14 protein-coding genes are annotated in these 12,838 nt (G+C 46.8%); 4 read left to right on the forward strand and 10 right to left on the reverse strand.

The window, feature by feature from the left end; translation table 11 throughout:
• Positions 1-12: 12 nt before the first annotated feature.
• A complete protein-coding gene (locus tag F3H97_RS05480) occupies positions 13-465 on the reverse strand; it encodes a CcdC family protein (RefSeq protein WP_031423499.1) in 453 nt (150 codons plus the stop codon).
• 19 nt (positions 466-484) lie between these two features.
• Positions 485-1,183, reverse strand: a complete 699-nt coding sequence (locus F3H97_RS05485; RefSeq protein WP_012726450.1) for a cytochrome c biogenesis CcdA family protein — start codon at positions 1,181-1,183, stop codon at positions 485-487.
• Between the two features lie 188 nt (positions 1,184-1,371).
• Between F3H97_RS05485 and F3H97_RS05490 the strand changes: the two genes are divergently transcribed.
• Positions 1,372-1,554 carry an aspartyl-phosphate phosphatase Spo0E family protein gene (locus tag F3H97_RS05490; RefSeq protein WP_078147026.1) on the forward strand — a complete coding sequence of 61 codons (183 nt, stop codon included), beginning with the start codon at positions 1,372-1,374 and terminating at the stop codon, positions 1,552-1,554.
• 77 nt (positions 1,555-1,631) lie between these two features.
• Here F3H97_RS05490 and F3H97_RS05495 read toward each other — a convergent pair whose 3' ends face one another.
• The 7 genes from F3H97_RS05495 to F3H97_RS05525 all read right to left on the reverse strand — a co-directional run bounded on the left by F3H97_RS05495 (position 1,632) and on the right by F3H97_RS05525 (position 9,061).
• Positions 1,632-3,395, reverse strand: coding sequence for an ABC transporter ATP-binding protein (locus F3H97_RS05495; protein ID WP_159562399.1), 1,764 nt, complete (start codon positions 3,393-3,395; stop codon positions 1,632-1,634).
• Positions 3,385-5,139: an ABC transporter transmembrane domain-containing protein gene (locus F3H97_RS05500; protein ID WP_031423496.1), complete on the reverse strand. Its 1,755-nt coding sequence runs from the start codon at positions 5,137-5,139 to the stop codon at positions 3,385-3,387. Before F3H97_RS05500 ends, F3H97_RS05495 begins: the two co-directional genes overlap by 11 nt.
• Positions 5,140-5,264: 125 nt before the next feature.
• Positions 5,265-5,498 carry a YneF family protein gene (locus tag F3H97_RS05505; RefSeq protein ID WP_012726454.1) on the reverse strand — a complete coding sequence of 78 codons (234 nt, stop codon included), beginning with the start codon at positions 5,496-5,498 and terminating at the stop codon, positions 5,265-5,267.
• 125 nt (positions 5,499-5,623) lie between these two features.
• Entirely contained in the window at positions 5,624-7,615 is a 1,992-nt protein-coding gene (tkt, locus tag F3H97_RS05510) for a transketolase (protein WP_074036867.1), read from the reverse strand.
• Between the two features lie 199 nt (positions 7,616-7,814).
• Entirely contained in the window at positions 7,815-8,048 is a 234-nt protein-coding gene (locus tag F3H97_RS05515) for a DUF896 domain-containing protein (RefSeq protein ID WP_196430815.1), read from the reverse strand.
• Positions 8,049-8,108: 60 nt separating this feature from the next.
• Positions 8,109-8,753 carry a YneB family resolvase-like protein gene (locus F3H97_RS05520; protein WP_196430816.1) on the reverse strand — a complete coding sequence of 215 codons (645 nt, stop codon included), beginning with the start codon at positions 8,751-8,753 and terminating at the stop codon, positions 8,109-8,111.
• Positions 8,754-8,824: 71 nt separating this feature from the next.
• Positions 8,825-9,061 (reverse strand): hypothetical protein, encoded by a 237-nt coding sequence (locus F3H97_RS05525; RefSeq protein ID WP_074036863.1) that lies wholly within the window; start codon positions 9,059-9,061, stop codon positions 8,825-8,827.
• Positions 9,062-9,264: 203 nt separating this feature from the next.
• Between F3H97_RS05525 and lexA the strand changes: the two genes are divergently transcribed.
• The 3 genes from lexA to F3H97_RS05540 all read left to right on the forward strand — a co-directional run bounded on the left by lexA (position 9,265) and on the right by F3H97_RS05540 (position 11,392).
• Positions 9,265-9,885: a transcriptional repressor LexA gene (gene lexA / locus F3H97_RS05530; RefSeq protein ID WP_031423487.1), complete on the forward strand. Its 621-nt coding sequence runs from the start codon at positions 9,265-9,267 to the stop codon at positions 9,883-9,885.
• Positions 9,885-10,325 carry a metal-binding protein gene (locus tag F3H97_RS05535; protein WP_031423485.1) on the forward strand — a complete coding sequence of 147 codons (441 nt, stop codon included), beginning with the start codon at positions 9,885-9,887 and terminating at the stop codon, positions 10,323-10,325. Before lexA ends, F3H97_RS05535 begins: the two co-directional genes overlap by 1 nt.
• Before the next feature lie 191 nt (positions 10,326-10,516).
• Positions 10,517-11,392, forward strand: a complete 876-nt coding sequence (locus F3H97_RS05540; protein ID WP_196430817.1) for an AraC family transcriptional regulator — start codon at positions 10,517-10,519, stop codon at positions 11,390-11,392.
• Positions 11,393-11,481: 89 nt separating this feature from the next.
• Here the strand turns inward: F3H97_RS05540 and glnA are convergent, their stop codons facing one another.
• Complete coding sequence (glnA, locus tag F3H97_RS05545; protein WP_031423481.1) at positions 11,482-12,822, reverse strand: type I glutamate--ammonia ligase; 1,341 nt, start codon at positions 12,820-12,822, stop codon at positions 11,482-11,484.
• Positions 12,823-12,838: the final 16 nt, after the last annotated feature.

The raw sequence follows: 12,838 nt of genomic DNA on the forward strand, positions 1-12,838 counted from the left end.
GCCACTCCATTTTTACGTGATTGCGATTCGTTTATATTTTTGATACATGGCGATTCGCCACGGGACAATCATCCCCCAAGCAATCAAATAGAACAATCCGCCTGTAGAGAATAGATCGACCTCATGACCGACCCAAACCTTCATTGCTGTACGGATGGCAAGGAGTGCGAACACGACCACAAAAAATGCTTTCGATCGTGAGAGATACACTTCGCCGTCCCGTTTTTCAAAATTGGATGTCTTAATCAAAAACAGACTGAAGATGAGTCCGACCGCAAGGGCCTCAGCCACTTCGACCCATGATAAGCGAAACGCGGGAATCAAAAACTGAATCATCCCGGTCGTCATCGCAAGTGGTGGAATTAAAATTTTCTTCGCATTCGTCGGCTTTGCCGATGCTTTTACACGAACAAAGCTCGCTACGATACCCATTAACAACGCGACGAGAGTCGACCCCCATAACATTGACATCTCGGTCAACCCCTTAAAATCCGGTGAATCCGACAAGTTCGCTCATCCATGCAGCGAACCGATTCATTCCGTCAAAATATAATAGTACGCCGAACGCCATCATCAAATAGCCTCCGACTTTTGCTACTTTTGCACTGTTGCGTGCTAAGTACTTGATCTTGCCAACGAATGCGACCATTACCAAAAATGGAATTGCAAACCCGATGACATACGCCAACATATAGCCGAGTCCTTGACTCGGGTTCGTGGCGGCTAGTGCGATCACACCAGCTAAAATTGGACCTGTGCACGGTGTCCAGCCTGCCGCAAATCCAATACCAATTAAAACGGTTCCAAAATAACCGCTCTTTCGTTCGCCGATATCCATTTTCTTTTCACGCATCATAAATTGCGGTTGCCATAAGCCCGCCAAAAAGACGCCGAACACGAAAATCAAAATGGCGCCGAACATGCGTAGACTGTCCTTATATTGGATGAAGACGTCTGCAATCAATGAAGTCGACAATCCTAGTACGAGAAAGACAATCGAAAAACCGAATAAGAACGAAAATGTGTGGAACCAAGCTGTACGCTGTTTTAATCCTTCATTTTTTAACTCAGATACGGAAACCCCAGTAATATACGAGAGAAAGACCGGATACAACGGGAGCGTACATGGTGACAAGAACGATAAGACGCCCGCCCCAAATGCGAGCCATAATGTGACTTCCATGACGATTTCCACCTTTCACGACCATTATAGCGAAAACCTATTTAAATTGCTCGAATCTTTTCTTTCAAACCGCAACATCATTTTGTAATTTTTGAAATGGAAATGAAACTTGTCATCTGTAAACGGAGGTGCTAAGATTTGGATATTCCAGTTCACAAAATTCTAATTTACATGATGGGGGAACGAACGTGGCAGTCACCGCAGCAGATACACTACACCAGGCCATTGAACAAAAACGTGATGAACTGTATAAAATCGCGTCAAAGCATTCTTGGACCTCACCCGAAGTCATTTCAGTAAGCCAAGAACTTGACTCTTTAATCACTCGTCATGTCCTATCAAAGCATAATAAAGAGAAACTTCATTCTTGAAACTTGACAGCTCGTCACCTTGTGTGGCGTGCTTTTTCCATGGAAAAAAGGACACCTGAATAGGTATCCTTTCCAAATCAAGACATCAGACGTTGTCCGGATTGCAGTTCATACATCTTTTTGTACAGTCCGTCTTGTTTCAATAACTGTTGATGATTGCCGCGTTCCACGATTTCACCACGATGCAAGACCAAAATTAAATCTGCATCTTGAATCGTCGACAGGCGGTGGGCGATTGCGATTGTCGTCCGACCACGACGCATCCGATCGAGCGCGGTTTGTACACGCTCCTCTGTTTCGGTATCGATCGAGCTCGTCGCTTCATCGAGAATAAGCACTTTTGGATTACGTGCGACCGTACGGGCAAATGCGAGCAATTGACGCTCCCCGCTTGAGAACGTCGCTCCACGCTCTCCGACGACATGACCATAGCCAGCGTCCAACTTTTCAATGAATGTATGCGCTTGGACGAATTCAGCAGCTTCACGCGCGCGCTCAGAATCGATGACTGGATTGAACAGCTTCAAATTCTCTTCGATTGTTCCCGTAAATAAGAATGGGTCTTGTAGGACAAGCCCGACTTGTTGACGAAGCTCTTGCTCCTCGAACTGTTCGAGCGGTTGCCCGTCAATCGTGATGCGACCAGATTCATATGGATAAAAACGTGTCAACAAATTGATGATTGAACTCTTACCGCTCCCAGTATGACCAACGAGCGCAACCGTCTCACCTGGTTTAGCAACGAAAGAAATCTGTTTCAACACGTCAACTTCTCCGTCGTAACTGAATGTCACATTTTCGAACCGAACTTCCCCATCAGTGATTCGTGCTTCACCAGGCATCTGTTTACCTGGAGCCGGTTCATCCGTATCTAAAATTTTGAAGACACGGTCGGCCGATACGACGGCTTGTTGAAATTCGCTTAATCGTTGCATGATATCAAGCACGGGACGGAAAATACGTTCAATATAGCTGATGAAAGCATACACGACCCCTACTTGAACTTGTTCACTCATCGAGAGTACCCCGTAATAACCGAGCAGACCGATGATGGAGAAGGCGAGAAGCAATTCGATAATCGGGCGGAGTAACATGCTATCGAGTTTTAAGTTCCGATATCGTGCCTCCTGATGCGCTTCGTTCGTCTCTTCGAACTGACGAATGAGACGCTCTTCTTGACGAAATTGTTGAATGATGCCCATCCCATTGATGGATTCGTTCAACTGGGCGTTGAGTTGTGACAACAAATCCCGCACTTGCGCGAAATATTTCGTCGAGAAACGACGATACGCCCAAATGATAAGCCAGAAGAGAGGCAACAAGATGAGTCCCATCGTCGCGAGCGGGGGCTCCAAGATGTAGAGGAAGATATACGTCCCAATCAACTGAACGGCAGACTGAACGAACGTACTCATCACCCCGACATAGAGCTCTTTTACGGCCTCCGTATCATTCGTGATACGCGATACAAGGACTCCCGCTGGTGTGCGGTCAAAGTAGGCAAGTCGCATCCCCATAACGTGACGGAAGATGTCCATCCGAATGTTTTGCACAATTTTTAAGGCGATTTTTTGAAAAGATATGGATTGCAGATAGTCAAATACAATCGCCGACAAATGAAGCACCATATAGACAGCAAAAAGAGCGATGACCCAGTTCGTCGGGTAGACACCTGGTGTGACGAATTCATCGATAAACACTTTGATTAGAAACGGCCCTGCCAACTTTGCACCTGTCGCAATCAAGAGAAATACGAAGGCAACACTTAGCGGTTTTCCGTACCGTTTCGCGTAACTGAGCAGGCGCTTGATGACTTGCCATTCTTGGACATCATGTTTCATCGTGTCCCCCCCCTTCTACAATCGCTTCAAGTTGCTGACGATCATATGTCTCACGATACCAGCCCGTCTCTTGAAGCAATGCCTCATGGCGACCTCGTTGAATGATGTTTCCGTCCTCAATCACGAGAATCTCGTCAGCGTGTTCTACAGCCGAAAGACGATGTGCGACAATGACGCGCGCCTGATCTGGATTACCGACTCGAAAATGCTCGATAATCGACTCTTCCGTTTTCGCATCGACCGCAGATAGGGCATCATCTAATATCAATACATCCGCCGCTGTCATGAGCGCCCGCGCGATGGAAATCCGTTGTTTTTGTCCTCCTGATAATGTGACTCCACGTTCACCGACGAGTGTCGCATATCCTTCCGGAAGACGGACAATATCTTCATGCACCTCAGCAACCTTAGCTGCTTCGATGATTTCTTCCATGCTCGCTTCAGGCCTTCCGAACGCGATATTGTTCGCAATCGAATCCGAGAACAAGAAATGATCTTGTGGAACGACCGCAATTTTATCCATCAGAAGTGATTTTTTCACTTGGCGGATGTTGATCCCACCGATTTTAATCTTTCCATCTTTCACATCATACTCACGCGTCAATAGACGGACAATCGTCGTCTTCCCTGCACCTGTTCTGCCGACAATCCCGATTGTTTTTCCACGTTCAATCCGAAAATGGACATTGTGGAGCACAACGGTCTCATCATAGGCGAAGTTTCGAATATCGACCTCCACCTCTGAATGAGAAAGGGTCGTCGCAGCCATGCGGTCGTCTTGAATCTCAGGTTTGACGGCGAGCATTCGCTCAATTCGGTCGTAAGACGCGCGTCCACGCTCCACGATATTGAACAACCATCCAAAGGCTAACATCGGCCATGTCAACAGTGCCAAATAAGCTGTGAAGCTGACAATCTGTCCAATCGTCAATTCGCCTTGTTCAATCAAGACGGCTCCATACCCGACCGAAAGGATATAAGACAATCCGACAATTCCGAAGATGGTCGGGTCGTATAAGGCATCAATCTTCGCGACTCGTACGTTTTTCGCCATGACTTCACTCGATAAGTTCTCAAACGATTCCACATCCCGATCGACTTCCCCCGTCGACTTTAAGACACGGACGCCACTGACGCTTTCCTGCACTTTGTCATTCAATTCTGAAAATGCCGCTTGGGCGACCCCGAATCGGCTATGTAACATTTTTCCATATCGCGTTGTCAAAGCGACCATGATTGGTAACGGTAGTAAGGCGACGAGCGTCAATTTCCAGCTGATTGTTGTAATCATCGTGATGATGACGAACGTCCCAAGTGTCACGCTATCGACGAGTGTTAAAATCCCCGCACCGGCCGTCATCGATACGGCTTGTACATCATTTGTCGCATGGGCCATCAAATCACCGACCCGTGACTTTTTATAAAATCGCTGATCAAGATCTGTGAAATGCCGATATAGTTGGCTACGAAGCATTCTTCCTAGACGAATCGATGCGCCAAAGATAAAATAGCGCCAAAAGAAGCGGGCGACATAATTTCCAATCCCAACAGCAGCAAGTCCCCCTAATAACAGCCAGAGTGTGTCCGACGAAAGCGAACCACGGTTAATCTCATCGACAATCCGTCCGATGATGCGTGGTGGAATCAGTTCTAGACCAGCCACGAAGATCAGTAAGACGATGCCGAGCGCGTACGTCTTCCACTCAAGACGCAAAAACCAAGATAATTGTTTGAATACACGAATGTGAAACGCCCCCCTTTGTCTTTAGATGAAGATTATTCATTAATCGTAGCGAAAGTTTGTTCGATTGTCTAACAAAAAGAGGAAACAAAAAAGCACTTCGGGAACCGAAGTGCTTTCGTGATTGATTATGATTTCTTTTCGTTTTTCATCTGCACGTTCATGGCGCGCATCACTTGGTTGACTTTCTTCTGTGATGGCTTTTGACCCATCTGCATCATCAACGTACGAATCATATCTTCATTGATTGGCGGGTTCTGTTCAAGGTAGTTCATCATGTATTTACGCGCGATAAAGAATCCAATCGCGATACCCCCGATGAGTGCTGCCACGACAAGAAGAATCCAGAATAATGTACTCAAGGCTTTACCTCCTCTACCATATGAAACATCGTTTTTTACTATACACTAAATTGAACAACTTCGCTAGTCGTCCAGAAAAAAAGTGACGGCCAAACGATTGGCCGTCACAACAATCTAACTAGAGATTAAAGTGATTTTACTGCATTGACGACGTTGTCGACTGACATGCCGTATTCTTTCATGAGGAGGTCACCAGGTGCAGATGCTCCGAACTTGTCGATTCCGAGTACCTTACCACCGAATCCTACATATTTGTACCATCCAAGTGTCGCACCCGCTTCAAGTGATACACGTTTCGTGACTGAAGATGGAAGGACAGATTCTTTGTACTCTGCAGATTGCGCTTCGAAGAGTTCCCATGATGGCATCGAGACGACTGCCGCTTTCACGCCTTCTGACGCGAGCTGTTCACGCGCTTCAACGAGAACGTGTACTTCAGAACCTGTACCGAGCAAGAGAACGTCTGCATCTTTCGATTCACCTGCAACGACGTAAGCTCCTTTTGCTGCCGTTTCAATAGATGTACCTTCGAGTTCTGGTAACGCTTGACGAGTCAAGACGAGAAGTGAAGGAGTCGTTTTCGATGTCACCGCTTGTTTCCAAGCTGCAATCGTTTCTTTGCCGTCAGCAGGACGAAGAACAGAGAGGTTCGGCATCGCGCGGAAGCTCATCAAATGTTCGACCGGCTCGTGCGTTGGACCATCTTCACCGACTGCGATTGAGTCGTGCGTCAAGATGAACGTCGATGGAAGTCCCATAAGTGCTGCGAGACGGACTGCAGGACGGAGGTAATCCGAGAAGACGAAGAACGTCGCACCGTAAGGAAGAACACCACCGTGAAGGGCCATACCGTTCACAGCTGCCGCCATCGCGAACTCACGAACACCGAACCAGATGTTACGACCAGCTGGGTCTTCATCGAAGTCTACCGCACCTTTGATCATCGAGTTGTTCGATCCAGCAAGGTCAGCCGAACCACCAAAGAGTGTCGGTACTGCTTTTGCGATTGCGTTCAACACTTCACCGCTCGTTTGACGTGTTGCTTTTTTCGAACCGATTTCGAAAGTCGGCAACTCGCTATCCCAACCTTCAGGAAGGTCATTGTTCATCGCGCGCTCGAACTGTGCTCCGAGCTCAGGGTGTGCCGCTTTATACGCTTCAACGAGTTCGTTCCAGTCTGACTCATATTTCGCGCCAGGCTCGACAACTTTCTCGTTGAATAAGTCATATACTTCGTTTGGAACGTAGAATGACTCGCCTTCCCATTTGTAGAACTGTTTCGTCAATTCGATTTCAGCGTCTCCAAGTGGCGCACCGTGTGATGCCGATTTACCCGACTTGTTCGGTGAACCGAATCCGATGACCGTCTTGACTTCGATCAATGTCGGCTTCGACGTCTCTGCTTTCGCAGCATCGATCGCTTTTGCGATTGAATCGATGTCCGTTCCGTCTTCGACACGAATGACTTGCCATCCGTAAGCGTTGAAACGGTCTTCTACGCTTTCAGAGAACGACTTATGAAGGTCGCCATCGAGAGAGATATCGTTTGAATCGTAAAGAACGACGAGTTTACCGAGCTTCAAGTGACCTGCGAGGGAAGCCGCCTCCGCAGATACACCTTCCATCAAGTCTCCGTCACCGCAAATGCCGAACGTGTAGTGGTCAACGACGTTGAACTCGTCGCGGTTGTAAGTCGCTTCTAAGTGTTTCTCTGCCATGGCCATCCCGACAGCCATCGCAATCCCTTGTCCAAGTGGGCCCGTTGTCGCATCTACCCCAGCCGTGTGGCGGTACTCAGGGTGACCAGGTGTCTTCGAGTCCATTTGACGGAATGATTTCAAATCGTCCATCGACAAATCATAGCCAGACAAGTGAAGGAGCGAATACAAGAGCATCGATCCATGACCCGCTGAGAGCACGAAACGGTCACGGTTGAACCAGTTCGGGTTTTTCGGGTTGTGACGCATTTTATCTGTCCAAAGTGTAAACGCCATCGGGGCAGCGCCCATTGGCATCCCTGGGTGACCAGAGTTCGCTTTTTGGACTGCATCAATTGAGAGCGTCCGAATCGAGTTAATCGCTAATAATTCTTTAGTAGTTGTTTCCACTAATTTCATCCTCTCTGTGTTAAGAAGGTTTTCTACCCGTCATATTTTATCATACTCAATCGTGTGTCACAACTAATTAATTAGTATAACACATTTGATGAAATCGTTTCCTTCTATTGCATGAAATAGCATGTAATCCGTTCGTCTGATGCGTGTTCGTGTATAACAAAAATGCACATCCTATGCGAAATAGGATGTGCATTCGGTATCACTCACCGCGATAGCGCTTTTGATCTTCTTTCAACTTCTCTGGTGTAACGTCATTTCCATCTGGATCGACGACTTTCATACCCATCATTTGTGATTTGAACGATTGACGAAACGCCTTCAAATATTCTTGACGCAAGTCTTGTTGCTCGTTCATTTCTTCTTCAGACAGTCCTTCTGTCTTCGCTTTGTTGGCGAGGAAATTGATTCGCTCCAATTGTCCTGGTGCTAACATATGACTCGCCCCCTCTCTAGTGAATTTGTTCTTATACTTTACAAAATCAGAGAGGAAGAATCAAGTTTCAGCAACCGACTGGTGCTCAAGATATCGTCGATTGACCGTTGCCTTCGAGACTTCATAGCCAAATCCACGTAGCGTCGCCGCAATCTCAGCGAACGTCAAGCCACGTTCACGCAATTGGATAATCTCTTCGATTGGCACTTCAATTCGATGTCGCCCACCTTGATCATGATTTTGAATGTTGCGCTGTGGGTTAAATCCGTTAGCGACCGCACGACGCATCCCACGCGAGATTTTCGCATTGTGAATTTTTCGTTGATATTCTTCGACAACACCGACAATCTCCAATACCATCTTCTCTGCATCGGAAACGACATAGTCCGACGTAGACTGCATCGTCAGCAATCGCACGTCATGCTTCATTAAAGTATGCAAGATCGCAATCTTAGCATTCCCTCGTCCTAAGCGACTGTCGTCCGTGACGAGCACGGCATCGAGCTGAGAAGTGGATACATGGTCCAGTAAATCAAGTAGCCCTTGTCGATTGACTTCATAACCGCTCTCTTGCTCTGTGATGACATCTATGACGTCGGCCCCTAATCCCGAAGCCAGCTGCTGTAATTCTTCGACTTGCCGACTGAGTGATGTCTCTTGGGTAGACTTGTTCGTCGATACCCGGCAATAGATGACGACCCGCATCGCACCACTCCCTTTCATTGCATTCATTTGTTACGATACACAGTTTAAGATTGATTCGCAATGAAGAAAGATCACTCAGCGGCATACCATTTCATTTTTCGTTCGTTATGCTCTTCACGCTCTGCCATGATCTGTGCTTCGAGTGATTCTGCTTCGACGTACGCAACCTCTTCTTCGATTGTCCGCTCTGACGTGACGACCGGATCGACAACTTTTGGTTCCCCTCGCATTTCACCAGCCAAATAAAAAGCGAACATCCCGACTAAGAGCATCCCGACTAAAATGATTCCGTTGAGTGTATCTTTCATGATTACATTGCCTCCTGTATAAGAATATATGTTCGTTAGAACGTTTGTTCGTTTATCTGTTCTCATCATAAAACAAGAACCCGTGTTCGGTCAACACAAAAAAACGAACGAATGTTTGTACGCTCATGTGTTCTTGTGTTACACTAGACACATAAAGAATAGGATGCGATTGCAGGTTATTCGATTATATCGAGGTGAACATAATGAAAAAAATGTCAGCGCGACAACAGCAGATTCTTGATTTCATCAAAGACGAAGTACGGGCAAAAGGTTATCCGCCTTCTGTTCGTGAAATTGGAGAAGCGGTCGGTCTTGCATCTAGTTCGACCGTACACGGTCATCTAGATCGTTTAGAGAAGCGTGGATTGATTCGTCGAGATAAGACGAAGCCTCGCGCGATTGAAATTTTGACTGAAGATATGCCGACAATGGAAGAGCAAGAGTCCGTCATGTACGTACCGGTCATCGGGAAGGTCACTGCCGGGACACCGATCACCGCCATCGAGAACGTGGAAGAGCACTTCCCTCTTCCAGCACATATCGTCGGGTCAGATAATGTATATATGTTGTCTGTCTCTGGGGATTCGATGATCAATGCAGGAATTTTAGACGGAGACCGGGTGCTCGTCCGCCAGCAGAGCACGGCCGACAATGGAGAGATTGTCGTCGCCATGACGGAAGAAGGCGAAGCGACCGTGAAGCGAATTTACAAAGAAGCTTCGAAGGTCCGCCTTCAACCGGAGAACGACGAGTTAGAAGCGATGTATTTTGACAACGTCTCGATTTTAGGGAAGGTTATCGGTGTATACCGGACGATTCATTAATGGCTAGTGGCAAGACCCATACCCGTACGAATCTCGTGGCAACCGGAGCACTCGCGGTTGCCACGCCTTTTCTTGAAATCGATGTTCCGTTCTCATTGATCATCGGTGCCATCATCGGTACACTCTGGCTCTCCCCGGACCTCGATTTGAAATCAGACGCCTATTATCGATGGGGACCTCTCAAACTGATTTGGCTCCCTTACGTAAAGCTCATGCCGCACCGTTCGCTCTTCTCGCACCTACCTGCTTTGAGTGATGTGATTCGGATTGCATATATCGGGTTCCCGCTCGTGCTGCTTCTGCCCTTCACGGCTTACGAAGAGGAAATCCGCTCATGGGTCGACATTCATGGCATGTCCTTCTTTTTAGGGCTCGTGTTTGCGACGACACTCCATACGACGCTCGACTATACTTCAACGTTTTTCAAAAAAGCGTTTTAACCAACAAAGGACCATCTTCGTGAAGTACAGAAGGTGGTCCTTTGTTTTAATTGGAATGATAACGTGTTATAGGGTATCCATTTTATGAATGAAATGCTTAAACTAATACGACCCGATCTTTCCTGCACGCAAATTATCGAGATGAGTTGGAAGAAATCCGATATGGTCAAACTATGAAGGAGGAGAACTTGATGGTAAAAGCATTAAATGAGCTGATGGACTTTATCGAACAGCACTTAACGGAAGAACTTTTAGATTCAGAAATCACAAAAATCACCGGACTATCTGCTCACCATTTTAAGAGGATGTTTTCGTATATGTCAGGAATGACACTTCACACTTATATACGAAATCGACGGTTTTCTATCGCAAATGAAAAATTGGTTCATGGTTCAAGCGTAACAGAAATCGCATATCTCTATGGATATCAATCGGTCGAAGGGTTTTCCAGAGCGTTTCGAGATTGGTCTGGTCATTTGCCTTCTGAAGTCATGAAGAATCACATTCAAAAGTCGTTCCCTCGCTTCACGTTTTATATCGATATAAAAGGAGGAACATCAATGGAGTTCAAGTTAGAAGAGAAAGAAGCTTTTCAAATCGTTGGAGTTTCAAAGCGTGTCCCTATTCAATTCGAGGAAGTCAACGAAGAAATCATGGAACTAGCGAAGTCGATTACGGAAGAGCAACGGGCTCACATGCATGAATTGGGCAATTTATATCCGCATCGTGCCTTGAACGCATCGTTCAATTTTGATGACGGTCACTTAGAAGAAGAAGGTTATTTGACACATATGATCGGTTTCGCCACGACAAGAGAAATTAAGTATGACGATCTCGAAGTGATCTCAATCCCAAAAAGTTTATGGGCAATCTTCCCGAACACTGGACCATTCCCAAACACTCTACAAGAGACGATGGCAAGAACCTATGCAGAATGGTTACCTTCTTCGGGATACGCACTTCAAGACTTGCCAAGCATTTCATTTAGCAAAATAGACACAGGATATGACAACGTATATAGCGAGGTTTGGGTCCCTGTGAAGGTTAGAGAAGAGCCGGAATCATAAAGATATCTCCGCTATTATGATTTATCAAAAAGAGTATGGAGCATCCCAAATTGAGGGATGCTCCATACTCTTTTATATATCTCTTCTATTTAGTAGAGCGTCATGTACTGATCGCGTTCCCACTCTGTTACTTGCATACGGAACATATCCCACTCGATTTCTTTCAACTCGAGGAAATGTTCACCGATATGCTCACCAAGTGAGTCCATCACGACTTTGTCCGCACGAAGGACTTCGAGTGCGTCGAAGAGTGTGGCCGGGAGATCGTCGATTCCGTTTGCTACACGCTCTGGCTTGTCCATCACGTAGATGTTGCTATCGATTGGTTTAGGTGCATTCAAATCTTTTTCGACCCCGTCAAGACCTGAAGCCAAGAGGGCAGCAAGTGCAAGGTACGGGTTCGCCGCTGGGTCAACCGAACGTACTTCGATACGAGTCGAGAGACCACGTGCCGCTGGTACACGTACGAGTGGCGAACGGTTACGTGCGCTCCATGCAACATAGCAAGGTGCTTCGTAGCCTGGTACGAGACGCTTGTATGAGTTGACAGTCGGGTTACATACTGCCGTGAAGGCACGAGCGTGCTCCAAGATACCGGCTGTGAACGCGCGAGCTGTATCTGAAAGTTCCATGTCGCCGTTTGGATCGTAGAAGACGTTTGTGTCGCCTTTGAAGAGTGACATGTTCGCATGCATCCCTGAACCGTTTACCCCGAAGAGCGGTTTCGGCATGAATGTCGCGTGAAGACCATACTTCGCTGCGATCGTCTTAACGACGAGTTTGAACGTTTGGATGTTATCTGCCGTCGTGACAGCATCTGCGTATTTGAAATCGATTTCGTGTTGTCCTGGTGCTACTTCGTGGTGTGATGCTTCGATTTCAAAGCCCATGTTTTCAAGTTCGATGACGATCTCTTTACGGCAGTTCTCACCGAGGTCAACTGGTGCCAAGTCGAAGTATCCACCTTGGTCGTTGAGTTCAAGAGTCGGACGACCTGATGCGTCTTTTTTGAACAAGAAGAACTCTGGCTCTGGTCCAACGTTGAACGCTGTGAAACCAAGTTTTTGCATCTTCTCAAGGTTACGCTTGAGTGTACCGCGCGGGTCACCGCTGAATGGTGTACCGTCTGGGTTATAAATATCGCAAATTAAGCGAGCAACTTTTCCGCTGCCATCTGTCCACGGGAAGACAACCCACGTGTTGAGGTCTGGATACAAGTACATGTCTGATTCCTCGATGCGGACGAATCCTTCGATTGACGATCCGTCAAACATCATCTTGTTATCAAGTGCTTTGTCCAATTGGCTGATCGGCACTTCGACGTTTTTGATTGTTCCGAGGATGTCCGTGAATTGAAGACGAATAAAGCGTACGTCTTCCTCTTGTGCGATGCGTTTAATGTCTTCTTTTGTGAACGTTTTTCTGGCCATGGTAAAATGTCCCCTC

The organism is Exiguobacterium sp. SRB7LM, from assembly GCF_015712685.1.
GTDB classification, from domain to species: Bacteria; Bacillota; Bacilli; order Exiguobacteriales; family Exiguobacteriaceae; genus Exiguobacterium; species Exiguobacterium profundum.